Annotated in this window: 18 protein-coding genes and 2 riboswitches; of the genes, 7 read left to right on the top strand and 11 right to left on the bottom strand. The window is 71.0% G+C overall.

Annotation, left to right across the window (positions count from 1 at the left end):
* Positions 1-440: 440 nt before the first annotated feature.
* From RN02_RS16200 to cobG, 7 genes are all read right to left on the bottom strand, one after another.
* Positions 441-2,882 (bottom strand): TonB-dependent siderophore receptor, encoded by a 2,442-nt coding sequence (locus RN02_RS16200; RefSeq protein WP_043315308.1) that lies wholly within the window; start codon positions 2,880-2,882, stop codon positions 441-443.
* A 441-nt stretch (positions 2,883-3,323) separates the two neighbouring features.
* Positions 3,324-4,301, bottom strand: a complete 978-nt coding sequence (locus RN02_RS16195; protein ID WP_043315306.1) for a FecR domain-containing protein — start codon at positions 4,299-4,301, stop codon at positions 3,324-3,326.
* Positions 4,298-4,798 carry a sigma-70 family RNA polymerase sigma factor gene (locus tag RN02_RS16190; protein WP_043315305.1) on the bottom strand — a complete coding sequence of 167 codons (501 nt, stop codon included), beginning with the start codon at positions 4,796-4,798 and terminating at the stop codon, positions 4,298-4,300. Before RN02_RS16190 ends, RN02_RS16195 begins: the two co-directional genes overlap by 4 nt.
* A gap of 132 nt (positions 4,799-4,930) precedes the next feature.
* Positions 4,931-6,574: a precorrin-3B C(17)-methyltransferase gene (gene cobJ, locus RN02_RS16185; protein WP_043315304.1), complete on the bottom strand. Its 1,644-nt coding sequence runs from the start codon at positions 6,572-6,574 to the stop codon at positions 4,931-4,933.
* Positions 6,574-7,317, bottom strand: coding sequence for a precorrin-2 C(20)-methyltransferase (locus tag RN02_RS16180; RefSeq protein ID WP_161796250.1), 744 nt, complete (start codon positions 7,315-7,317; stop codon positions 6,574-6,576). The genes cobJ and RN02_RS16180 overlap by 1 nt, the downstream gene beginning before the upstream one ends.
* Positions 7,314-7,940, bottom strand: a complete 627-nt coding sequence (locus tag RN02_RS16175) for a precorrin-8X methylmutase (RefSeq protein ID WP_043273429.1) — start codon at positions 7,938-7,940, stop codon at positions 7,314-7,316. Before RN02_RS16175 ends, RN02_RS16180 begins: the two co-directional genes overlap by 4 nt.
* Positions 7,933-9,261, bottom strand: coding sequence for a precorrin-3B synthase (gene cobG / locus RN02_RS16170; protein ID WP_043315301.1), 1,329 nt, complete (start codon positions 9,259-9,261; stop codon positions 7,933-7,935). The genes RN02_RS16175 and cobG overlap by 8 nt, the downstream gene beginning before the upstream one ends.
* A gap of 91 nt (positions 9,262-9,352) precedes the next feature.
* Positions 9,353-9,536: riboswitch (cobalamin riboswitch) on the bottom strand.
* Positions 9,537-9,613: 77 nt separating this feature from the next.
* On the opposite strand from cobG, the gene RN02_RS16165 reads away from it, so the two are divergent.
* The 3 genes from RN02_RS16165 to RN02_RS16155 all read left to right on the top strand — a co-directional run bounded on the left by RN02_RS16165 (position 9,614) and on the right by RN02_RS16155 (position 12,394).
* On the top strand, positions 9,614-10,816 hold the full coding sequence (locus tag RN02_RS16165; RefSeq protein ID WP_043315300.1) for a bifunctional cobalt-precorrin-7 (C(5))-methyltransferase/cobalt-precorrin-6B (C(15))-methyltransferase: 1,203 nt from the start codon (positions 9,614-9,616) through the stop codon (positions 10,814-10,816).
* Positions 10,813-11,541 (top strand): cobalt-precorrin-6A reductase, encoded by a 729-nt coding sequence (locus tag RN02_RS16160; RefSeq protein WP_043315298.1) that lies wholly within the window; start codon positions 10,813-10,815, stop codon positions 11,539-11,541. Before RN02_RS16165 ends, RN02_RS16160 begins: the two co-directional genes overlap by 4 nt.
* A 229-nt stretch (positions 11,542-11,770) precedes the next feature.
* Positions 11,771-12,394 carry a glutathione S-transferase family protein gene (locus tag RN02_RS16155; protein WP_009617208.1) on the top strand — a complete coding sequence of 208 codons (624 nt, stop codon included), beginning with the start codon at positions 11,771-11,773 and terminating at the stop codon, positions 12,392-12,394.
* Between the two features lie 7 nt (positions 12,395-12,401).
* On the opposite strand, the gene RN02_RS16150 is transcribed toward RN02_RS16155, so the two are convergent.
* On the bottom strand, positions 12,402-13,085 hold the full coding sequence (locus RN02_RS16150) for a vWA domain-containing protein (protein ID WP_236695193.1): 684 nt from the start codon (positions 13,083-13,085) through the stop codon (positions 12,402-12,404).
* A complete protein-coding gene (locus RN02_RS16145) occupies positions 13,067-14,068 on the bottom strand; it encodes an ATP-binding protein (RefSeq protein WP_043315297.1) in 1,002 nt (333 codons plus the stop codon). Before RN02_RS16145 ends, RN02_RS16150 begins: the two co-directional genes overlap by 19 nt.
* A gap of 156 nt (positions 14,069-14,224) precedes the next feature.
* On the opposite strand from RN02_RS16145, the gene RN02_RS34470 reads away from it, so the two are divergent.
* The gene (locus RN02_RS34470; protein WP_267853702.1) at positions 14,225-14,359 is read left to right on the top strand and encodes a hypothetical protein; all 135 of its coding nucleotides are present in this window, start codon (positions 14,225-14,227) and stop codon (positions 14,357-14,359) included.
* Positions 14,360-14,634: 275 nt separating this feature from the next.
* Positions 14,635-15,732 carry a 3-deoxy-7-phosphoheptulonate synthase gene (locus RN02_RS16140; protein WP_043315295.1) on the top strand — a complete coding sequence of 366 codons (1,098 nt, stop codon included), beginning with the start codon at positions 14,635-14,637 and terminating at the stop codon, positions 15,730-15,732.
* Between the two features lie 378 nt (positions 15,733-16,110).
* On the opposite strand, the gene cobN is transcribed toward RN02_RS16140, so the two are convergent.
* Positions 16,111-19,842 (bottom strand): cobaltochelatase subunit CobN, encoded by a 3,732-nt coding sequence (gene cobN, locus RN02_RS16135; protein WP_043315294.1) that lies wholly within the window; start codon positions 19,840-19,842, stop codon positions 16,111-16,113.
* Between the two features lie 195 nt (positions 19,843-20,037).
* Positions 20,038-21,090 (bottom strand): cobalamin biosynthesis protein CobW, encoded by a 1,053-nt coding sequence (gene cobW / locus RN02_RS16130; RefSeq protein WP_043315292.1) that lies wholly within the window; start codon positions 21,088-21,090, stop codon positions 20,038-20,040.
* A gap of 92 nt (positions 21,091-21,182) precedes the next feature.
* A riboswitch (cobalamin riboswitch) is annotated at positions 21,183-21,373 on the bottom strand.
* A gap of 99 nt (positions 21,374-21,472) precedes the next feature.
* Here cobW and RN02_RS16125 point away from each other — a divergent pair.
* Together RN02_RS16125 and cobM are read left to right on the top strand one after the other, a co-directional pair.
* Positions 21,473-21,877, top strand: coding sequence for a cobalamin biosynthesis protein (locus RN02_RS16125; RefSeq protein ID WP_043315291.1), 405 nt, complete (start codon positions 21,473-21,475; stop codon positions 21,875-21,877).
* A gap of 46 nt (positions 21,878-21,923) precedes the next feature.
* Positions 21,924-22,673, top strand: coding sequence for a precorrin-4 C(11)-methyltransferase (gene cobM / locus RN02_RS16120; RefSeq protein WP_043315289.1), 750 nt, complete (start codon positions 21,924-21,926; stop codon positions 22,671-22,673).
* Positions 22,674-22,783: the final 110 nt, after the last annotated feature.

The raw sequence follows: 22,783 nt of genomic DNA, 5'->3' as shown, positions 1-22,783 counted from the left end.
ACGGTGCGTTGATTTATGCATGAACAATGCCACGTGATTTTTCTGACGAGTGCTTTTGTTTATTCCTTATTAATCAAATAGTTGTGCGTTTCCGCTGTGAAACGCCCGATTGTTTCACCCATGAAATGGTTTTTCGAAGGCACTGGGAAATTTCTGCACAGCGAGGTAGCAGATCGGTTGCGGGTGCTACCTATCAGTGTGCCATCAGGGGGCGCGGCGGGAGGGCGAGGGATTTGCGGGGGAGGCGAGGGGACTTTGTAGGAGCGAGCTTGCTCGCGAACGGGCCCCGCTGCGGAAGCGGTTCGCGAGCAAGCTCGCTCCTACAGGGAAAGGCGCCCTCACCCCAGACCTCTCCCGCGCGACTGGTCCTGGGGAGGGCATGCGGCGGGCGCGGAAGAGGGCTGGGGTGAGGGGCCGCCCGCGGTGCGGGCGGCTTGGGTTCAGAACTGGTAGTTGAGCGTGGCGGTGACGTTGCGTTTCTCGCCGAAGTAGCAGTAGTCGAGGTTGTAGCAGGAGGCGACGTAGTCCTTGTCCAGCAGGTTGTTGGCGTTGAGGCTGACGTCCAGGCCCTTCATGCCGAGCTTGCCGAGGTCGTAGCCGATGCGGGCGTCGACCAGGGTGTAGTCGGGCACGCGCAGGGTGTTTTCCTTGTCCGCCCAGGTCTCGCCGACGTAGCGGGCGCCGCCGCCGATGCTCAGGCCGTCCAGGGGGCCTGCGTCGAAGGCGTAGTCGGCCCACACCGAGGCCATGTGCTTGGGCGCCTGGTTCGGGGTGTGGCCCTGGTTGCCGTCCAGCGCCTTGCTGTAGGTGATGTCGGTGTAGGTGTAGCTGCCCAGCAGCTTCAGGTTCTGCGTCGCCTGGATGTGCGCTTCCAGTTCCAGGCCCTGGGAGCGGATCTCGCCGACCGAGGTGTAGAAGTTGTCCTGCGGCTCCTTGGTGGCCACGTTTTCCTGGGTGATGTGGAACAGCGAGGCGGTGTACAGGCTGGCGCTGCCCGGCGGCTGGTACTTCAGGCCCAGTTCCCACTGCTTGCCTTCGGTGGGCTCCAGCGGGGTGCCGTTCTGGTCGGAGTAGGCGTTGGGGTTGAACGACTCGGAGTAGCTGACGTAGGGCGCGATGCCGTTGTCGAACAGGTAGAGCACGCCGGCGCGGCCGGTGAATTTCTTCCAGTCGTCGTCGGCCTTGCTGCCGCTGCTGCGGTTCTTGTCTTCCACCGTCACCCAGTCCTGGCGCATGCCCAGGGAGAAGCGCCAGTTGTCCAGGTCGATCAGGTCCTGGGCGTAGACGCCGGTCTGCTCCAGGCGGCGGGTGTGGTTGTCGTCGGGGTAGTAGCTGATGGCGGCGTTGCCGTAGACCGGGTCGAAGGCGTCGATGGGCGCCACCGAGCCGGAGGACCAGTCCACCGAGGTGTGCCGGCGCTGGTAGTCCAGGCCCATCAGCAGGGTGTGCTGCGCCGCGCCGGTGGCAAATTCGGCCTGGGCCATGTTGTCGATGATGTAGGCCTCCAGGCGCTCGCGGGCGCCGGAGAAGTAGCGTGTCAGCTCGTTGCTGTCCGCGGCGGTCCAGCCGTAGCCGTAGACCTGCGCCAGGCTCACGTCGGACTCCAGGTAGCGGAAGTTTTGCCGCGCCGACCAGACGTCGTCGATGCGGTGCTCCAACTGGTAGCCGAACATGCGCTGGGTGCGGTCGAAGTCGTCGATGCCCGGCTCGCCGTCGAAGAAGTCGCGGTCGATCTTGCGGCCGTTGTGATGGTACAGCGCGCCGTCGGCCGGCACGCCGCTGTGGTAGCCGCCGTTGGGGTCGTGCTGCAGGTAGCCCTGGAGGGTCAGGGTGGTGTCGTCGCTGAAGTCGATGGCCAGGCTCGGGGCGATGGCGTAGCGCTCTTCCTTGGTGTGGTCGAACTGGGTGTCGGCGCCCTTGCCCAGGCCGACCACGCGGTAGGCGATGCGTTTCTCCTCGTCCAGCGGGCCGCTGAAGTCGAAGCCCAGCTCGCGCTGCTGCATGTTGCCGACGCTGGCGGTGACCTGGTGGTAGTCCTCGTACAGCGGCTTCTTGCTGGTCAGCGCCACCAGGCCGCCGGGCAGGCTGCGGCCGTAGAGCACCGAGGACGGGCCCTTGAGCACGTCGATGCGCTCGAGGAAGTACGGGTCGACCTGCATCGAGCTGAAGGTGCCGCTGTCGCCCATGGCCTTGAGGCCGTCCAGGTAGATGTTGTCCACGCTGTTGTCGGCGAAGCCGCGCATGACGATGTAGTCGTAGCGGTTGGAGGCGCCGACCTGGCCGGTGAAGATGCCGGGGGTGTAGCGGATCGCCTGCTGCACGGTCTTCGAGCCCTGGTCTTGGATCTGCTCGCGGGTCACCACCGAGACGCTCTGGCTGGTTTCCAGCAGGGCCTTGGAGGTCTTGGTGGCGATCTGGCTGTGGGTGGCCAGGTAGCCGTCCTCGCTGCCCAGCGCGTTGCCCAGGGCGAACACGCTGGTGGCCGGCATGGCCAGGGCGTCCTGGGGCGCGACGCTGCGCAGCACGTAGCTGCCGTCGCCCTGGTCTTCGGCCTGCAGCGGGGTGTCGGCGAGCAGGCGGGCCAGGCCCTGGTCCACCGAGTAGGTGCCGTTGAGCCCTTCGGACTGCAGCCCGGCGGTCTGCTGCGGGGTAGCCGAGAGGGTGATGCCGGCCTCGCGGGCGAAGCTGTTGAGCACCTCGCCCAGGGGCCCGGCGGGGATGGCGTAGGCGCGGCTGCGGGTGACGCTGGCGGCGTCGGCGGCCCAGGCCGTCAGGGGCAGGGCGCTGCCCAGGGCGGCGCACAGCAGGGCGCCGCGCACGGCGATGGAGAGGCGGCTGGCGGGGGAGTTCGGGGCGGGAGATCGGGCCGGGACTGCGCGCATGGAGGGGTATCCGTCAGGGCGGGAAATGGGAGGGTTTATCTCCATGCCGGGCCAGTGGGGAAAACCCGACAAAAATAATTCTCATCCGCGAAAAGGTTTCCGATGGCGCCCATGCGGCTCTTCGTAGGAGCGAGCTTGTTCGAGAATGGAGTTCCCCGGTCGTGGCGGTGCCAGGCATGAGAGCGCCCTCTCCCTAACCCTCGGCTGCGCGCCCCGCCCTGAAGGGAGAGGGGACCGTTCGGTGTGAAGCGTGATTTCGGCGCTCGCCGGACACTCCGGTATTGCCGGATGGCACGAAAATCACCGGTGGCACGGGGATAGCCCCCTCTCCCTTCAGGGAGAGGGCTGGGGAGAGGGGGCGGAGTCAAACCAAAACACCTAAACCACCTGGAAACTCCATTCGCGAGCAAGCTCGCTCCTACAGGTACAGGGGAGTCCGGTTCAGGCGCGGGCCTCGACGGTCACCCACCAATCGCTGCGACGCATGACGCGTACCGGCAGGGTGCGCGGCAGCAGGTCGAGGAGTTTGTCGGTGTCGTCCAGGCGGAACACGCCGGACAGGCGCAGGTCGGCCACCAGCGGGTCGCAGCCGAGGTGGCCGTGGCGGTAGCGGGCGACCTCGGCGAGGAAGTCGGCCAGGCGCATGTCGCGGCTGACGATCAGGCCGTCGGCCCAGGCGCCGCTGTCCATGCCGCTGGCGGCCAGCGGGGTGGCGCCGTTGGCGTCGACCAGATAGCGCTGGCCGGCCTCGGCCAGCGTGCTGGTCTGGCCCAGGCGGCGCGGGGCGATGGCCACGGCGCCCTGCTGCACGCTGAGCAGGGTGTCGCTCGCGTTCTGGCGCAGCACGAAGCGGGTGCCCAGGGCTTCGAACAGGCCGTCGCGGTTGCGCACGCGCAGCGGCCGGGCGGGGTCCTTGGCGGTGCTGACGAGGATTTCGCCGCGCTGCAGGACCAGCAGGCGCTGCTGCGGAGCGAAGAAGACGTCGACGGCGGTGTCGGTGTTCAGTTGCAGTTTGCTGCCGTCGGCCAGGACGAAGCGCTTGCGTTCGCCGATGCCGCTGGCGTAGTCGGCGCTCCAGCGCTGCCAGGGGCCGAGGTCGCGGCTCAGCCACAGGGCGGAGCCGCCCAGGGCGACCACCGAGAGCAGTTTCAGGGCCTGGCGCCGTTGCAGGCGCTGGCTGCCTTTCTCCAGGGTTTCCAGGGCCACGCGGCTGCCCGGCACGCTCTGCAGGCCGCTGCGCAGTTCCTGGTTCAGCGACTGCACGCGTTGCCAGGCTAGCTCGTGCTCGGCGCGCTGGGCGCGCCAGCGGGCGCAGGCTTCCTGCGCGGCCGGGTCGGCGCCGCCGGAGAGGCGCAGCATCCACTGGATGGCCTGCTTGACCACCCGGGCGTCGGGTTGCAGTTCGGCGCTGGCGTTCATTCGGCGTAGCGCGCCTGGTAGCAGTGGAACAGCGTCTCGGCCACGTAGCGCTCCACCGAGCGCACGGAAACCCCGAGCCGTTCGGCGACCTGCGCGTGGGGCAGGCCCTCGCACTGGGCCAGGAGGAAGGCGCTGCGTACCTTGGGCTTCAGGCCGTCGAGCAGGCGGGCGATGCCTTCCAGCAGCTCCAGGAGCATTTCGCGGGTTTCCGCCGAGGGCGTTTCCGCCTCCGGCAGGTGGGCGATGGACTCCAGGTAGGCGCGCTCCAGCTCCTCGCGGCGCCAGTGGTCGATCACCAGGCCGCGGGCGATGGTGCGCAGGAAGGCGCGCGGGGTGCGCAGCTCCAGCAGCTCCTGCTTGAGCAGCACGCGCAGGAAGGTGTCCTGGGCCAGGTCGGCGGCATCCGCGGCATTGCCCAGGCGGCTGCGCAGCCAACCGTGCAGCCAGCCGTGGTGGTCGCTGTACAGCTGGTCGATGTCGAGGGTGGAGGAGGCCATGGGCGCCGGGAAAGATGAAGAATGATAATTCGTCGCATTTTCATCAACGCACTGGCCATTTGCAAGCGGGCGCCGAACTTCCAGGGACGTAGCGCGCATAACCGTTCGCGGTTATCCGCCGCCTGGCCTGCCTCAGCGATACCACCGCGGCGTGTACACCCAATCGCCGCCACCGGCCCGCGGGAGTCGGCGGGTCAGCGACGAGCCGATGATCACGAGGGTGCGCATGTCCACCATCTCCGGCTGCAACTCGCCGAGGGTGAGCGTGCGCAGCGCCTCGGCCGGGCGGCCGATGTCGCGGCCGAGCACCACCAGGGTTTGCGGCGTGCGGTGCTGGCGGACGATCTCCAGCGCACGGCCCAGTTGCCAGGGGCGGGCCTTGGAGATGGGGTTGTAGAAGGCCATGGCCAGGTCGGCGGCGCCGGCGTGGTCCAGGCGCTTTTCGATGACTTCCCAGGGCTTGAGGTTGTCCGACAGCGAGATCAGGCAGAAGTCGTGGCCCAGCGGCGCGCCGGCCTTGGCCGCGGCGGCCAGGGCGGCGGAGACGCCGGGCAGCACTTCCAGTTCGACGTTGTGCCACTCGGCATCATTGCTTTCATGCAGCGCCTCGACCACCGCCGCGGCCATGGCGAACACGCCCGGGTCGCCGGACGACACCACCACCACCCGCCGGCCGCTGGCGGCCAGTTCGAAGGCGTGGCGGGCGCGCTGCATCTCCTCGCGGTTGTCGCTGCAGTGGCGCAGCTGGTCCGCGCGCAGCGGCTCGGCCATCTTCACGTAGGTCTCGTAGCCGAGCAGGTCCTGGGCTTCGTCCAGGGCGCGGCGCACTGCGGGCGTCATGTGCTCGGCGGCGCCGGGGCCGAGGCCGACCACGCTCAGACGCCCGCGTGGGCGGCCGATGCTGGCGGCCTGCTCGGGGGAGTCGGCGAGGCGCAGGTGGATGCCATCCTGCGCCGCCGGCAAGGTTTGCTCATCGATGAAGCGCAGCGGCACGCCGAGCGCCTGTGCGGCCTCGGCCAGGCCCGCATCGGCCATGTGCCGGCGCGGGGCGATCAGCGCGGCCAGGGCGGCTTCCGCCAGCCCGGATGCGCGCAAGGCCTGGCGGACCTGCTCGGCAAGGTCGTCCACAGGCGCGGCGACTTCCGCCAGCACCTGGCGCGGGTGGATCAGCAATTCGTCGCGCTGCGCCGGGCGTGCCTCGCAGGTCACCCGCACGCTGTGCCGGGCGTCCTCGGCCAGCGGCAGGCGCGCTGCGGCCAGCCAGGGCGCGTCGCCGTCGATGCGCAGGCTTTCGCCGCCCAGCAGGTCGGCGACGAAGCGCTTGCCCTGCTCGATGTCGGCCAGGGCGTAGCCTGGCGGCGGCTCCAGCAGGCAGGTGCCGAAGCGCAGCTCGCCGCTGGTGGTGATGGCCGGTGCCACGTCCAGCGCGGCGGCGATCTCCCGGGCCAGGCGGTTGACCCCGGCCAGGCCGCCGAGCAGCGGCACCACCGCGCTGCCGTCCTCGGCCACGGCCAGCACCGGCGGCTCCGCGCCCTTTTCCTGCAGCGCCGGGGCCAGGCTGCGGATGACGATGCCGGCGGCGCACAGGGCGATGATCGGCGTACCGCTGCGGTAGAGCGCGCGCAGGCTGTCGCCGAAGTCCTGGTAGCTTTCCTCGGCGCCCTCGACGCGGCCCAGCAGGCCGTGGATGCGCGCCTGTGGATAAAGCGCCTGCACGCGTCGCGCGGTGGCCAGGGCGCTGGCGCCGAGGATGACGATGGCGGGGGAGGCGTTCATCAGCCGCGCCACCTCTGCCCGGGGATCACCACCATGGAGAAGTAGGGCGAGGCCATCGGGTCCACCTCGTCCAGCGGCACGATGCGCTGCTCGCGCATGGTCGCCCGTTCCACGTAGTGCGCGCCGCCGTCGCGGCCCAGTTCGCGCAGCACGCGGCGGACCTTGTCGAAGTTGCGCCCGAGCTTCATCACCACCGCCGCGTCGGCGGCCGCCAGGCGCTGCTTCAGCTCGTCCTCCGGCAGCACGCCGGAGAGCACCGAGAGGCTCTGGTTGCGGTACACCAGCGGCACGCCGAGCACCGCCGCGCTGCCCAGCATGGAGCACACGCCGGGCACCACTTCGGCCGGGTAGCGCTCGGCCAGGCGGTCGTGCAGGTACATGTAGGAGCCGTAGAAGAACGGGTCGCCCTCGCAGATCACCGCGACGTCGCGGCCGGCTTCCAGGTGGCCGGCGACCTGTTCGGCGGCGGTGTCGTAGAAGTCGCTGATGACGCCCTCGTAGGTCAGCGGCGGTTCCAGTTTCTCGGTGGTCACCGGGTACACCAGGGGCAGGCGCTGCTGGCTCTCGCCCAGGTGCTGCTCGATGATGCCGAAGGCGTTGCCGCCGTGGCCGGCGTGGTGCTTGGCCTTGGCCACGAAGTAGGCGACCACGGGCGCGGCTTGCAGCAGGCGCAGGGCCTTGAGGGTGATCAGCTCGGGGTCGCCGGGGCCGACGCCCAGGCCGAGCAGGCGGCCGGTCATCATTCCACCTCCGTGGCCAGGGCGTTCACCGCGGCGGCGGCCATGGCGCTGCCGCCGCGGCGGCCGCGGACGATGACGTAGGGCACGCCGCGGCTGTCGGCGGCGAGCAGGTCCTTGGATTCGGCGGCGCCGACGAAGCCCACCGGGAAGCCGAGGATCAGCGCCGGCTTCGGCGCGCCGGCGTCGAGCATTTCCAGCAGGTAGAACAGCGCGGTGGGGGCATTGCCGATCACCACCACGCTGCCTTCCAGGTGTTCGCGCCAGTGCTCCAGGGCTACCGCCGAGCGGGTGTTGCCCAGCTCGCGGGCCAGGGCCGGGACGTCCGCTTCGTTGAGCGTGCAGATCACCTCGTTGGCCGCCGGCAGGCGCGCGCGGGTGACGCCCTCGGCGACCATGCGCGCGTCGCAGAGGATCGGCGCGCCCGCCGCCAGGGCCGCGCGGCCGATGGCGCCGGCGCCGGGGGAGAAGCGCAGGTCCTGCACCACGTCGACCATGCCGCAGGCGTGGATCACCCGCACGGCGAGCTTTTCCAGGTCAGCGGGAATGGCCGAGAGGTCGGCTTCGGCGCGGATGGTGGCGAAGGACTGGCGGTAGATCGCCTGGCCGTCGCGGATGTAGTCAAGCATCGGGTAGGGCTCCGGGATCGCGCAGCCGGTCGGCCGCGGCGTCGAGGGTCAGGTCGCGCGCCAGCGGCTGGCCGAAGCCGGCGTGGCCGGGGGCGCGGCGGTAGAGGTCGTAGCGGCCGTCGGCGACGGCCAGCAGGGTCAGCGGCGCCACGTGGGCGGCGGCGCAGGAGCGCGGGCAGCCGCACAGGTGCACGCCGGCGGGCAGCGGCGCGCGCAGGCGTTCGGCCAGGCGCAGGGCGTCGGCCTTGGTGTCGGCCAGGCCGCGGGCGCAGCCGGCCGAGCCGCTGCAGGCCACCAGCCGGGACAGCGGCTGTGCGGCCGAGATGATCAGGCCCTGGCTGTCGAGTGCGGCGAGCACGGCGCTGGCGCGCGCAGCCGGCACGTTGGGCAGCAGCAGGCCCTGCCAGGGCGTCAGGCGCAGGCTGCCGTCGCCTTCGCGTTCGGCGAGATCGGCCAGTTCGCGCAGCAGCCCGCTGTGCAGGCGGCCGAGGACGAAGCCTGCGCCGACGCTGCACAGGCCGCCCTGGCGCTGCGGGCGGATGCCCAGGTGGGCGAAGGGCTCGACGGCGGCGCGGCGCCAGTCGGCCACGTCCTGTTGCAGCGGCAGATCGAGGCGCGCCAGCAGGTCTTGCGCGGGCACCTTCGCCAGCAACTGGCGCATGCGCGAGACGCCTTCTCCGGCCAGGTCGAGGAACAGGTTCAGCAGCGCCTCGACCAGGGCCGGCAGCTGTTCGCTGGCGACGGCGGCGAGCGCGGGTCTGTCCTGCGCGCGCAGCGGCGGGCAGCCGGCCAGGCCGAAGGCGAAGCGCCCGGCGTCCATGGCCGACAGCCAGATGTCGTGGGGGTGTTCGAGCATCGCCAGGGATTCGCCGCCATCCAGTTGCAGGGCGAACTTGGGCGACAGGCCGTGGAAGCGTGGCTCGTCCTGCAGCAGGTCGAGCAGCGTGGCGGCCAGCGGCGCGACATCCAGGGCCTGGGCCGGGTCGAGGCCGGCGGCGGGGCTGAGCAGCAGGTTGCGCACGTCGTCGGCGGCGGCCACCCGCGGGCCCAGCCCGGCCCGCAGCAGCTCGGCGGACAGCGCCGCGCCGGCGCCTTCGTGCACGCCGCGGATCTGCAGGTTGGCGCGGTTGGTCGCCTCCAGCACGCCGTCGGCATGGCGTTCGGCGGCGCGGGCGATGGCCCTGGCGCCGCTGGCGTCGAGGCGCCCGCCGGGCAGCTTGATGCGGCAGATGCCGCCATCGCCGGAAGCGACCACGCGCAGCAGCCCCGGGCAGGGCGACGGGCGGATTTCGACAGGGGGAACAGGCGGCAGATTCGGCACAGGGTCACCATGGCTGGGTCGCGGTGACCTTGCGGATCGCCCCTGATTGGGAGGATCTACAACATCGATACACCCCGCTCGATGCTTGCACACGCGACTGGTCCCGTCGGCAGGTCTCCTGGCTGGCAGGTCTTTGCCCGACGCGGCCTTCCCGGTTTCCCAGTGGCCAATGACGCGTGGACTCGCTGCTTACAGTTGCGGGGGCAGCCGCGCTTGGATGGCTCCTGCGCGTTCCCTCTTCGGCCCTGATGGGCACCGACGAAGGCTGTATTATGCCCGCTTTGCCCGACCCCTTGAAAACCCTGCCCGTCGAAACGCCGGCGGCGCAGTGTCGCAACGCAGAGGAACCCCCATGACGCCCTGGCTGACCATCGTCGGCATCGGCGAGGACGGCTATGCCGGCCTCGGCAAGACCGCCCGCCGCGCCCTGCTGGCGGCCAGCGATGTGTTCGGCGGCGAGCGCCAGCTGGCCCTGCTGCCGCCGTGCATCGGCGCGCAGCGCAGGCGCTGGCCGAGCCCCTTCGACATGGCGCCGTTGCTGGCGCGGCGCGGCACCCCCACCTGCGTGCTGGCCAGCGGCGACCCGCTGTTCTTCGGCGTGGGCGCGAGCCTCGCGCGGCAACTGCCGGCGGCGGAAATGCGCGTGCTGCCGGCGCCGTCCTCGGTGAGCCTGGCGGCGGCGCGGCTGGGCTGGGCGCTGCAGGACGTGGAGCTGCTGTCGCTGGTGGGCCGCCCGCTGGCGGCGCTGAACGCGCGCCTGCATCCGGGGCGCCGCCTGCTGGTGCTGTGCGCCGATGGCCGCAGCCCCGCAGCGGTGGCCGCGCTGTTGCGTGAACGCGGCTTCGCGCCGAGCCGGCTGAGCGTGCTGGAACACCTGGGCGGCGAGCGCGAGCGGCGCATCGACGGCCTGGCTGCCGACTGGTCGCTGGACGAGGCCGCTGCGCTCAACGTTCTGGCCATCGACTGCGTGGCCGGCGCCGATGCCCGGCGCCTGGCGCTGACCCCCGGCCTGCCCGACGACGCCTACCGCCACGACGGCCAGCTGACCAAGCGCGACGTGCGCGCGGTGACCCTCGCGCGCCTGGCCCCGGAGCCGGGCGAACTGCTCTGGGACGTCGGCGCCGGCTGCGGCTCCATCGGCATCGAGTGGATGCGCGCGCACCCCAGTTGCCGGGCCTTCGCCATCGAGGCCGAGGAAAGCCGTCTCGGGCACATCGCCCACAACCGCGACGCCCTCGGCGTGCCCAGCCTGCAACTGGTGGCCGGGCGCGCACCGGAAGCCCTGGAGGGCCTGGAGGCGCCGGACGCCATCTTCATCGGCGGCGGCGTCACCGTGCCGGGCGTGCTGGAGTATTGCTGGGATTGCCTCAAGCCCGGCGGCCGGCTGCTGGCCAACGCGGTGACCCTGCAGAGCGAGGCGGCCCTGGTCGGCTGGCGCGAACGCCACGGCGGCGAGCTGGTGCGCCTGCAGGTGGCCCAGGCGCAGCCCCTGGGCGGTTTCGACACTTGGCGCGCGGCCCTGCCGATCACCCTGCTGGCGGTGCGCAAGCCGTGAACGGCAAACGCATCCTGCTGCTGGGCGGCATCGGCGAGGCCCTGGCCATCGCCCGCCGCCTCGGTCCCGGTCACCTGTACAGCCTGGCCGGCCTGGGCAAGGTGCCGGACGACCTGGCCTGCCAGGTGCGTGTCGGCGGCTATGGTGGGGCAGAGGGCCTGGCGGATTTCATCGCCGGGCAGGGCTACGATCTGCTGCTCGACGCCACCCATCCCTATGCCGCGCAGATCAGCCGCAACGCCGCCCGCGCCGCGCAGCTGGCCGGCGTGTCCTGCTGGGCCCTACGCCGCCCCGGCTGGCAGCCCGGGCCCGGTGACGACTGGCGCGAGGTAGCAGGCTGGGCGCAGCTGATCGCCGCCCTGGCGCCGTTCCGCCGGCCGCTGTTCACCCTGGGGCGCGAGCCGCTGGAGCACCTCGGCGAAATTCCCGAACATCAGTTCTGGACCGTGCGCTGTTTGCAGAGCCTGCCCGGAACCGAACGCGCCGAGGTGCTGGGCGCGCGCGGGCCCTTCAGCCTGGAGGGCGAGCGCGAGCTGTTCGCGCGCCTGGGCACCGACGTGCTGGTGAGCAAGAACAGCGGCAGCCAGGCCACCGAGCCGAAGCTGCAGGTGGCGCGCGAGCGGGGCGTGCCGGTGCTGATCCTGGCGCGGCCGGAATTGCCTGAGGTGGATCGGCAGTTCGATAGCGTCGAGGTGCTATGGGCAGCGCTGGAGCCGCTTCTGTAGGGCTGGGTTCGCCGACACACTGCCGAAGTTGGAGCTGCCCGAGGTGGATCGACAGCGCTGTGCCCACTCGCATGAGAGCCCCTCTCCCCAACCCTCTCCCGCAAGCGGGAGAGGGGGCCGTTCGGCGTGGGCGGGTTGTCCGGCGTCAGCCGGCGCGATCGACGCGGCGGGGGGCGCCGGCGTATAACCGCGAACGGTCATACGCACGACGCGAACAGGGAGTGGCGGAATGTTGCGAATCCTCGGCAAGGCCTCATCGATCAATGTGCGCAAGGTGCTGTGGACCTGCGCCGAGCTGCAGCTTCCCTACGGTAGGGAAGACTGGGGCAGCGGTTTCCGCGCCACCGACTCGGAGGAATTCCTCGCGCTCAATCCCAATGCGCTGGTGCCGGTGCTGGTGGACGGCGATTTCGTGCTCTGGGAGAGCAATGCCATTTGCAGTTACCTCGCCAGCCAGTACCCGCGCGACGAGCTGCTGCCGTCCGCGCCTCGCGAACGGGCGCTGGTGGAGCAGTGGATGGGCTGGCAGGCCACCGAGCTGAACAACGCCTGGCGCTACGTGTTCATGGCGCGGGTGCGCAACAGCCCGGCTCATGCCGATGCCGCGGCCATCGCGGCGAGCGAGCGGGAATGGGGCCGGCTGATGGCGCTGCTCGACCGCCAGCTGGAGCGCACCGGCGCCCATGTCGCCGGCGAGCGTTTCAGCCTGGCCGACGTCGCCATCGGCCTGTCGGTGCAGCGCTGGTTCATGACGCCGATGCAGCGCCCCGAACTGCCTGCCGTGGCCGCCTATTACCAGCGGCTGGGCCAGCGTCCGGGGTTCTGCGAGCACGGTTGCAACGGCCTGCCCTGAGCCTGCTTCAGCGCAGGGGCAGGTCGCCGATGGCGCGGTATTCGGCGCCGAGGTTCGCGGCCAACTGGCGGGCGCGGCCCAGGCGCACGGGGCCGCTCTCGATGTCCACCAGCAGGCTGGCGCAGGGCAGCGGCGCCAGGGGCGGGCAGTCGCTCAGGCGGCCGTCGGTGACGATCAGCAGGCGCTGGCGTTCGCCGGGCTTGTGGCGCTGGCGCTGCTGCAGCCAGTCGGCGGCCTGGGCCAGCGCCTCGGGCAGCGGCGTGCCGCCGCCGGCGCCCAGTTCATGCAGCCAGTCGCGCAGCTGCGCCGAAGCCTTCTGCCCCTGCCACAGCCAGCGCGGCTGCCGCCCCGCGGCGTGCAGCACGGCCAGGCGCGCGCGTTGCCGGTAGGCCTGCTCGAAGACTTCCGCCAGCAGGCCCTTGGCCAGGCCCAGGGCGCCGTGCCGGCGGGTGCTGGCCGAGGCGTCGACGATCACCAGCCAGAGTTCGCGGGGCTTGGCGCTGCGGGCGCGCAGCACCAGGTCGTCACGTCTCTTCGGGCGCCCGCGCAGGAGGGTGGCCGGCCAGTCGATGCGCGACTGCGCGCCGTGCCGGCGGGCGCCGCTGCGGCCGCCGGCGAGTTGGCCGGGTGTGGGGCTGGCATCCGCGCCTGGGGCCGGGCGCGGGCGGATGCTCAGGGCTTTTTTGGCCAGCCCGGCAGTTCGCGGGCGGCGCCGGCGGGCACGGCGCGGGGCGGCAGTTCGCCCCACTGGCCTTCGTTTTGCGCGCCTTGTTCGGGCTGGTTGGCGACCGGGGCCTGGGGTGCCTGCGACTGTGCTGGCGGTGGCGGCGCATGGCGGCGGCGGTGGGCGAGGGCGAAGGGCTCCAGGGCGTCGATATCCTCCGTCGCGATGCGCTCGGCGCCGCGCCAGGCGGCATGGGCGCGGGCGCCGCGCAGCCAGACCAGGTCGGCGCGCAGGCCGTCCACCCCGGCGGCGTAGCAGCGCTCGGCGATGGCCTGCAGCGCGGCGTCGTCCAGGGGAATGCCGGGAAGACGCTGGCGGGCCTGGGCGCAGCGCTGGCGCAGGGCGTCCTGCTCGGCCTGCCAGTGGCCGAGGAAGGCCTGTGGGTCGGCGTCGAAGGCCAGGCGGCGGCGGACGATCTCGGCGCGCTCGGCCGGCGGCGGCGTGCCGCCCAGCTCGACCTTGAGGCCGAAGCGGTCCAGCAGTTGCGGGCGCAGTTCGCCTTCCTCGGGGTTCATGGTGCCGATCAGCACGAAGCGCGCCGGGTGGCTGTGGGACAGGCCATCGCGCTCGACGTGGTTGACACCGCTGGCGGCCACGTCCAGCAGCAGGTCCACCAGGTGGTCGGGCAGCAGGTTCACTTCGTCGACGTAGAGCACGCCGCCGTCGGCGTTGGCCAGGATGCCCGGGGAGAAGCGCGCGCGGCCCTCGCCCAGGGCGGCGTCGAGGTCCAGGGTGCCGACGATGCGTTCCTCGCTGGCGCCCAGGGGCAGGGTGACGAAGCGCCCGCCGTCGAGCAGGTCGGCCACGCCGCGGGCCAGGGTCGACTTGGCCATGCCGCGCGGGCCCTCGATCAGCACCCCGCCGATGGCCGGGTCGATGGCGGCCAGGCACAGCGCCAGTTTCAGGTCGTCGGCGGCGACCACGGCGGCGAGGGGGAAGTGCGGTTGCATGGGCGTTACCTGCGGCGAGCTTGGGCATGCTTGAAAGGCGAATGGTAGCGAAGCCGGCGCGGCCGGGCGAGGCGCCGTCGATGAAGGCGATAGGAAAGGATGATTGAAAGCCCCGCGCCGATGCGGTAGCTTGGCCGGCATCTTGTGGAGATAACCATGCCGTCCAGCCTGTCCATCCAGTTCCTCGCCCGCCCCGGTGCCATCGGCTCCGCGGTCGTTCGCGCGCAGGTGCTGGCCGCTGCCGCCGGTTATTTCTTCTATGGGTATTGGTTTAGCCACAGGCGCGCCTGATACCCCACAGGCGCCCTAGCAAGCAGGGTCGCCAACCAGACAGTTTCACGAAACCCCGGTCGGCAACCCGACCGGGGTTTTTGTTTTTCCGGCCCACAAGGCCAACGCAATTCCAACAGAGGATCGAAACATGACCGCCTACACCACCTACCGCTATTACCGCACCTCCGACTGGCGATTTAGCAGCCGTACCGCTGCCACACCCGAACTACTCAGTCGAACACTCAGATAGCGCCGCGCGCGGCCATGACCGCGCCGGCCAAGGATGCCAGTCCATGAATTCCTCCGTTTCCGCCCTGATCCGCAACGACCTGCCGCAGTCCGCCGAAGTCCTCGAGCTGCCGCGCCCCTCCGCCCGCCGCCGCGAACAGCCGCTGCCGAGCCCCGCCGAACTGCGCCAGCGCCTGCCGCTTTCCGCCGCCCTGGCCGAACGCGTACAGCACGACCGCCAGGCCATCCGCGCCATCCTCGACGGCCGCGACCCGCGCCTGCTGGTGGTGGTCGGCCCCTGTTCCCTGCACGACGCCGATTCCGCCCTCGACTACGCCGAACGCCTCGCCGCCCTGGCCCCTGAAGTGAGCGACCAGTTGCTGCTGGTGATGCGCGCCTACGTCGAGAAGCCGCGCACCACCGTCGGCTGGAAGGGCCTGGTGTACGACCCGCGCCTGGACGGCAGCGGCGACATGGCCGAGGGCCTGGCGCTGTCGCGCCGGCTGATGCTGGACATGCTCGAACGCGGCCTGCCGGTGGCCACCGAGCTGCTGCAACCGCTGGTGGCCGGCTACCTCGACGACCTGCTGGGCTGGGCGGCCATCGGCGCGCGCACCAGCGAATCCCAGGTACACCGCGAGATGGTCAGCGGCCTGGACCTGCCGGTGGGCTTCAAGAACGGCACCGACGGCAGCCTCGGCATCGCCTGCGACGCCATGCGCTCGGCGGCGCACCCGCACCAGCACTTCGGCATCGACGGCCTGGGCCGCCCGGCGCTGGTGCAGACCCTCGGCAACCCGGACACCCACCTGGTGCTGCGCGGCGGCCACGGTGGGCCGAACTACGACGTGGCCAGCGTGCGCGCGGCCCGCGAGGGGCTGGAGAAGCAGGGCATCCCGGCGCGGATCATGGTCGATTGCAGCCACGCCAACAGCGCCAAGGACCCGCTGCGCCAGCCGGCGGTGCTGGCCAGCGTGCTCGACCAGCGCCTGGGCGGCGACGCCTCGCTGCGCGGGGTGATGCTGGAGAGCCACCTGTTCGACGGCTGCCAGCCGCTGAAGGGCGAGCTGCGTTACGGGGTTTCCATTACCGATGGGTGCCTGGGGTGGGGTGGGACCGAGGCGTTGTTGCTGGATGCGGCGGGGCGGTTGCGGCGGGGGTAATGGGCTCGGCGTAGGGCGTATAACCGCGAACGGTTATACGCCCTACGTTACTGGATGCCTGTAGGAGCGAGCTTGCTCGCGAAGGGAGTTTCCCGGTCGTGTCGGTGCCAGGTATGAGAGCGCCCTCTCCCTAACCCTCGGCTGCGCGCCCCGCCCTGAAGGGAGAGGGGACCGTTCGGTGTGCTCGGGTATTTCGGAGTTAGCCGGCAGCGCCGAAGGTTTCCGGCAGAAACCACTCCTCCTCTCGGCGCGGACTAGCCCCCTCTCCCTTCAGGGAGAGGGCTGGGGAGAGGGGGCGGACTCAGCCGAAAACACTGGAGTCGCCGGCGAGCCCCTGTTCGCGAGCAAGCTCGCTCCTACGAAGAGCCAGCACGCGCCTCACTGCTCCTCGCTATCCACCAGAATGTTCTCCAACGCCTCGCGATACTCCCCAGGCTCCTGCCAAAGCCCGCGCTGCTGCGCCTCCAGCAGGCGTTCGGCCATGTCGCGCAGGGCTTCGGGGTTGTGGCGCTGGATGAATTCGCGGGTGTCTTCGTCCAGCAGGTAGGCGTCGGCCAGTAGCTGGTACTGGTGGTCTTCCACCAGTTCGCTGGTGGCGTCGAAGGCGAACAGGTAGTCCACCGTGGCGGCCATTTCGAAGGCGCCCTTGTAGCCGTGGCGTTTCATCCCGGCGATCCATTTCGGGTTCACCGCGCGGGCGCGCAGCACGCGGCCGAGTTCTTCCTTCAGCGTGCGGATGCGTGGGTTGTCCGGCTGGCTGTGGTCGCCGTGGTAGCTGGCCACGCGGCGGTCCTGGATGACCTCGGCGGCGGCGAGCATGCCGCCCTGGAACTGATAGTAGTCGTTGGAATCGAGGATGTCGTGCTCGCGGTTGTCCTGGTTGTGCAGCACCGCCTGCAGGCCGTCCAGGCGCTGGGCGAAGCGCTCGCGGGCCGGGGTGCCGTCGTCGCCGGCGCCGTAGGCGTAGCCGCCCCAGTTGAGGTAGGCCGCGGCGAGGTCGGCGCGGTTCTCCCAGCTGCGTTCCTCGATCACCCCTTGCACGCCCGCGCCGTAGGCGCCGGGCTGGGCGCCGAAGATGCGCCAGCCGGCCTGGCGCCGGGCTTCTTCCTCGGTCACGCCGCTGGCTTGCAGCTGCGTACTTTCGGCGCGCACGCGGGCGGCCAGGGGGTTCATGTCTTCCGGCTCGTCCAACGCGGCCACGGCTTGCACCGCGGCGTCGAACAGGCGGATGAGGTTGGCGAAGGCGTCGCGGAAGAAGCCGGAGACGCGCAGGGTCACGTCCACCCGCGGGCGGTCGAGCAGGCTCAGCGGCAGGATCTCGAAGTCTTCCACACGCTGGCTGCCGGCCTGCCATACCGGGCGCACGCCGAGCAGCGCCAGGGCCTGGGCGATGTCGTCGCCGCCGCTGCGCATGGTCGCCGTGCCCCACACCGAAAGGCCGAGCTGGCGCAGGTGGTCGCCGTGGTCCTGCAGGTGGCGCTCCAGCAGGCGGCTGGCGGACTGGAAGCCGAGGCGGTAGGCGGTGGGCGTGGGCAGGTTGCGCACGTCCACGGTGAAGAAGTTGCGCCCGGTGGGCAGCACGTCCAGGCGCCCGCGGCTGGGCGCGCCGCTGGGGCCGGCGGGGACGAAGCGGCCGTTCAGCCCGGCGAGCAGTTGGCCGATCTCGTTGGCGCCGCAGGCGTCCAGTAGCGGCGCGACGTTTTCCCGCAGTTGCCGGAGGACCAGCGCGCTGGCTTCGCCGGGGCCGTCGAGGTCCTGCTCGATCAACTGCAGGGCCAGCAGTTCCAGGCGCTCGCGGGTGTCGCCGTTGCTGCGCCAGGGTTCGTCGCTGACTTGCCGGAGCACCTCGGGGCGCGGACCATCCCAGGCTTCGGCGAAGTTGCTGTCCAGCGGATCGCGGCCCAGTTGCAGGTCCGCCGCCAGGGCGCGCAGCAGGCTGGCGTTGCCGCCCTTGCCGTCGCCCCGCGGGATGCGCACCAGCGACAGCAGGGTGTCGCGGCGCAGCTGGCCCGCCGGCGATTCGCCGAACACGTGCAGGCCGTCGCGGATCTGCGATTCCTTGAGGTCGCAGAGGTAGGCGTCCAGTTGCGGCAACCAGCTGTCTTCATCGTCGTTGAGTTGCAGGCCCAACTCGCGGTCCAGGGCGGCGGCGCGCACCGCGTCGAGGATTTCCCCACGCAGTTGCACGGCGCGGCGCGGGTCCAGCAGCGAGGCGTCGTAGTACTCGTCGGCCAGGCGCTCCAGGTCGCGCAGCGGGCCGTAGTTCTCGGCGCGGGTCAGCGGCGGCATCAGGTGGTCGATGATCAGCGCCTGGCTGCGGCGCTTGGCCTGGGCGCCCTCGCCGGGGTCGTTGACGATGAACGGGTAGAGGTTCGGCAGCGGGCCGAGGATCGCGTCCGGCCAGCATTCCTCGGACAGGCCCACGCCCTTGCCCGGCAGCCATTCGAGGTTGCCGTGCTTGCCGACGTGGATCAGTGCGTCGGCGCCGAAGGCCTCGCGCAGCCAGAAGTAGAAGGCCAGGTAGCCGTGCGGCGGGACCAGCGCCGGGTCGTGGTAGATGGCCGCCGGGTCGAGCTGGTAGCCGCGCGCCGGCTGGATGCCGACGAAGGCCAGGCCCAGGCGCAGGCCGGCGACCATCATGCGGCCGTTGCGGTGCATCGGGTCCTGCTCGGGCTCGCCCCAGCGTTCGCGCACGGCGCGCTGGTTGGCCTCGGGCAGGCGCGCGAAGCAGGCCAGGTAGTCGGCCAGCGCCAGGCTCTGGGCGCAGGGGCGCAGGTCGAGGTTGTCGAGGTCGTTGCTCACCCCGCCGAGCAGGCTGTGGATAAGCGCATCGCCAGTCTCCGGCAGGCCGGCCACCGGGTAGCCTGAGGCTTCCATGGCGCGCAGGATGTTCAGCGCCGCGGCGGGCGTGTCCAGGCCGACGCCGTTGCCGATGCGCCCGTCGCGGGTCGGGTAGTTGGCCAGGATCAGCGCCACGCGCTTGTCGGCGTTGGCCTTGCGCGCCAGCAGCACCCAGCGCCGCGCCAGCTCGGCGACGAAGTCCATGCCCGGGCGGTGCGCCAGGTAGCAGACCACGTCGCTCTGGCTGCGCTCGCTGCGCCAGGCCAGGCCCTTGAAGCTGATGGGACGGGTGATCAGGCGGCCGTCCAGCTCCGGCAGCGCCACGTGCATGGCCAGGTCGCGCGGGCCCAGGCCCTGGGCGTTGGCGCGCCAGAGGTCGAGGTTGTCCAGCGAGCAGATGGCCTGCAGCACCGGCACGTCGCGGCGGAACGGGCGGGCCTGGGGCGCGTCCGGGTTGGACTGGGCGAAGCCGGTGGTGTTGATGATCAGCTCGGCGCAGGCCTCGTCCAGCAGCGCCTCGACCTGCTCCAGGCAGGCCGCTTCCTTGAGGCTGGCCACGGCGATCGGCAGCGGGTTGAGCTGCTGCGCGCGCAGGCTGGCGCAGAAGGTGTCGATGAAGCCGGTGTTCGCCGCTTGCAGGTGGGTGCGGTAGAACAGCAGCGCCGCCACCGGCCAGCCGGGGTTCCACTCGGCCTGCCAGTGGGTGAGGGTGGCTTCAGCGTGGCCGGGATGGTGCAGGGCGACGCGGGGCAGGGCGCGCGGTTCGTTCCAGGGATAGGCGCGGTCCAGGTACTGGCTGGCCAGGTTGGCGAAGAACTGCCGGGCGTTGTCCAGGCCGCCCTGGCGCAGGTACTGCCAGAGGCGTTCGGCCTCCTCGGGGGGCACGCTGCACAGCGCGCTGAGTTCGGGGTCGGGCTTGTCGTCGCCGGGCACCAGGATCAGCGTGGCGCCGCGCCCGGCCAGGGCCACCAGTTGCTCGATGCCGTAGCGCCAGTAGCCGACGCCGCCGTGCACCGAGATCAGGATGACCTTGGCGTGCCGCAGCACCTCGTCGACGTAGAGGTCCACCGAGGCGTGGTTCTGCAACTGCATGGGGTTGGCCAGGCGCAGGCTCGGGTAGTCGTCGGGCAGTGCGCGGGCGGCCTCGGCGAGCAGCGCCAGGTGCGAGTCGCCGCTGCAGAGGATGACCAGCTCGGCGGGCGTCTGGGCCAGGTGGGCGATGCCGTCGTCGGGGACGAAGCCGCCGGGTTGGGTGCGCAGCAGGTGCATGCGGGGGACCTCTTTCGCTCGGTCAGGAGCGCCCTCTCCCCAGCCCTCTCCCTGAAGGGAGAGGGGGCCGGTTCGGTGTGCGCGCGGACATTGTGCTTACCGATGGGCATGGCCCGTGCTCGTGCGCTGGCATATCGGCGAAGCGCCGGATCAGCCCCCCTCTCCCTCCGGGAGAGGGGTTGGGGGTGAGGGTATTCACGCCAGCGCGGTGCGCAACTCGTTGGCGATGGCGGCCTGGTCCAGCTCCTGGCCGATCACCACCAGGCGGGTGGCGCGGGTTTCGTCGCTCAGCCACTGGCGGTCGAAGTGCTTGTCGAAGCGCTTGCCCACGCCTTGCACCAGCAGGCGCATGGGCTTGCCGGGGATGGCCGCGAAGCCCTTGACGCGCAGCACCGCGTGGCGCTCCACCAGTTGGCCGAGGGCGGCGAGCAGGGCCTGTTCCTGCACTTCCGGGAGGTCGACGTGGAAGGAGTCGAACTCGTCGTGGTCGTGGTCCCCATGGCCTTCGTGGTCGTGGTGGGTGGGGCGGCTGTCGATGTGCAGCTCGGCCTCGGCGTTGAGCCCCAGCAGCACCGACAGCGGCAGCTGGCCGGCGCTGGCTTCGACGATCTTCACCGCCGGCGGCAGTTCTTCGGATACGTGCGCGCGCACTTGCGCGAGGGCGTCGGCATCGAGCAGGTCGGCCTTGTTCAGCACCACCAGGTCGGCGCTGGCCAACTGGTCTTCGAACAGCTCGTGCAGCGGCGATTCGTGGTCCAGGTTCGGGTCCTGCCTGCGCTGCTCGTCCACCTGCTCGGGATGCGCGGCGAAGGTGCCGGCGGCCACTGCCGGGCTGTCGACCACGGTGATCACCGCGTCGACCGTGCAGGCATTGCGGATTTCCGGCCACTGGAAGGCCTGCACCAGGGGCTTGGGCAGGGCCAGGCCGGAGGTCTCGATGAGGATCTGGTCCAACTCGCCGCGACGCGCCACCAGTTCGCGCATTACCGGGAAGAACTCTTCCTGCACGGTGCAGCACAGGCAGCCGTTGGCCAGTTCGAAGACGCGGCCCACGGCTTCTTCTTCGCTGCAGCCGATGGAGCATTGCTTGAGGATTTCGCCGTCGATGCCCAGTTCGCCGAACTCGTTGACGATCACCGCGATGCGGCGACCTTCGGCGTTGTCGAGCATGTGCCGGAGCAGGGTGGTCTTCCCGGCGCCGAGGAAGCCGGTGACGATGGTGACGGGGAGCTTGGCCAGGGTTTGCATGGTCGCCTCTGTGCTGCGATGGCGGGAGGCAGAGGCGCGCGCACGGAGGTTCCGCGCGTCGGAAGCCGCCACCGGATCACCCCGCCCGGTTGTGGTAATGCTGGTTCGAGGCAGGTCTCCTGGCTCACGATCCGGCTTGCGCCTGGCCTTCGCCTTCCCGCCCGTGGGCAGTGGCATTCGAAGGGGTTTGGATCGTTCACAGTTGCGGGGGCAGCCGTGGCCTTGACCACGTTCCCTCTTAGCTCCGGCGCCGGGCCGGAGAACCTCGAAGCGGCAAAGGCTACGCAGTGCCCGGCGGGCGGTCAATCGCCGCCGGGCCGGTTGACGCCCCAGCAGGGCCGTGCTGTGCTGCCCGGCGACTGCCCGTGGAAGGATCGCCCGCGTGATACTGGTTGCCGGACTGGGGTGCCGCCGTGGCTGCGGCGCCGACGAACTGCTCGCCCTGCTGCGCGCCTGCCTGCGCGAGGCCGGCCTCGACGAGGCGGCGCTGAACGCCCTGGCCAGCAGCGAGGCCAAGGCCCTGGAGGGCGGCCTGCGCGACCTGTCGCGGCAACTGCGCCTGCCCCTGGAACTGCTGGATGCGCAGCGCCTGGCGCCTTACGAGCAGCGCCTGACTTCCACTTCCGAGCGGGCTCGCCAGGTCACCGGCAGCGCTGGCGTGGCTGAGGCTGCTGCCCTGGCATTGGCCGAAGCGCTGGCCGAGGGCGCGGCGCGGCTGGTGGTGCCCAAGCGGCGTAGCGCCAACGCCACCTGCGCGCTGGCCATGGCGCCGGCTCTGATGGGATAGCGGGCTGGGGTAGACTGCGCCTTTCCCGATCCGAAGCGAAACGCCCATGACGGTCTATTTCATCGGCGCCGGCCCCGGCGATCCCGAGCTCATCACGGTCAAGGGCCAGCGCCTGCTGCGCAGCTGCCCGGTGATCCTCTACGCCGGCTCGCTGGTGCCCGAGGCGGTGCTCGAAGGGCACAGCGCCGAGGTGGTGGTGAACACCGCCGAGTTGCACCTGGAGCAGATAGTCGCGCTGCTGGCCGAGGCCCACGCGAAAGGCCAGGACGTGGCGCGCGTGCATTCCGGCGACCCTTCGCTGTACGGCGCCATCGGCGAGCAGATCCAGCACCTGCGCCGGCTCGGCATTCCCTACGAGATCGTCCCCGGCGTCACTGCAACTGCCGCCTGCGCCGCGCTGCTGGGCTGCGAGCTGACGCTGCCGGAGGTGTCGCAGACGCTGATCCTCACCCGCTACGCCAGCCGCACGAAGATGCCCGAGGGGGAATCCCTGGACGACCTGGCGCGGCACCGGGCGAGCATGGCCATCCACCTGGGCGTGGGGCAGCTGGAGAAGATCGTCGCGGAGCTGTTGCCGCACTACGGCGCGGACTGCCCGATCGCGGTGATCCACCGCGCCAGTTGGCCGGATCAGGACCAGGTCAGCGGCACTCTTGGCGACATATTGCCCAAGGCCCGGGCCAAGGGCTTCAAGCGGACTGCGCTGATTCTGGTCGGGCGGGTGCTGGCGGCGGAGGGGGGCGGCGAGTCGTCGTTGTATAGCGCGGGGCATGGGCATTTGTATCGGCCGGACTGACGGCAGATGGCTGGGGCTTGTTTGTAGGAGCGAGCTTGCTCGCGAACGGTGCCAACCGGATGCTCTGGTGCTGGGTGTGGCGCCTTTTCCCCCCCCCCCCCCCCCCCCCC

It is taken from the genome of Pseudomonas sp. PI1, assembly GCF_000812405.1.
GTDB lineage: Bacteria > Pseudomonadota > Gammaproteobacteria > Pseudomonadales > Pseudomonadaceae > Pseudomonas > Pseudomonas citronellolis.
Note: the sequence above shows the minus strand (reverse complement) of the source record. Positions and strands in the feature narration are given on the sequence as shown.

Excerpts from the sequence above, each read along its gene's own strand:
- RN02_RS16200 (WP_043315308.1), bottom strand. The coding sequence starts at position 2,882 with ATGCGCGCAGTCCCGGCCCGATCTCCCGCCCCGAACTCCCCCGCCAGC.
- RN02_RS16195 (WP_043315306.1), bottom strand. The coding sequence starts at position 4,301 with ATGAACGCCAGCGCCGAACTGCAACCCGACGCCCGGGTGGTCAAGCAG.
- RN02_RS16190 (WP_043315305.1), bottom strand. The coding sequence starts at position 4,798 with ATGGCCTCCTCCACCCTCGACATCGACCAGCTGTACAGCGACCACCAC.
- cobJ (WP_043315304.1), bottom strand. The coding sequence starts at position 6,574 with ATGAACGCCTCCCCCGCCATCGTCATCCTCGGCGCCAGCGCCCTGGCC.
- RN02_RS16180 (WP_161796250.1), bottom strand. The coding sequence starts at position 7,317 with ATGATGACCGGCCGCCTGCTCGGCCTGGGCGTCGGCCCCGGCGACCCC.
- RN02_RS16175 (WP_043273429.1), bottom strand. The coding sequence starts at position 7,940 with ATGCTTGACTACATCCGCGACGGCCAGGCGATCTACCGCCAGTCCTTC.
- RN02_RS16165 (WP_043315300.1), top strand. The coding sequence starts at position 9,614 with ATGACGCCCTGGCTGACCATCGTCGGCATCGGCGAGGACGGCTATGCC.
- RN02_RS16155 (WP_009617208.1), top strand. The coding sequence starts at position 11,771 with ATGTTGCGAATCCTCGGCAAGGCCTCATCGATCAATGTGCGCAAGGTG.
- RN02_RS16145 (WP_043315297.1), bottom strand. The coding sequence starts at position 14,068 with ATGCAACCGCACTTCCCCCTCGCCGCCGTGGTCGCCGCCGACGACCTG.
- RN02_RS34470 (WP_267853702.1), top strand. The coding sequence starts at position 14,225 with ATGCCGTCCAGCCTGTCCATCCAGTTCCTCGCCCGCCCCGGTGCCATC.
- RN02_RS16140 (WP_043315295.1), top strand. The coding sequence starts at position 14,635 with ATGAATTCCTCCGTTTCCGCCCTGATCCGCAACGACCTGCCGCAGTCC.
- cobN (WP_043315294.1), bottom strand. The coding sequence starts at position 19,842 with ATGCACCTGCTGCGCACCCAACCCGGCGGCTTCGTCCCCGACGACGGC.
- cobW (WP_043315292.1), bottom strand. The coding sequence starts at position 21,090 with ATGCAAACCCTGGCCAAGCTCCCCGTCACCATCGTCACCGGCTTCCTC.
- cobM (WP_043315289.1), top strand. The coding sequence starts at position 21,924 with ATGACGGTCTATTTCATCGGCGCCGGCCCCGGCGATCCCGAGCTCATC.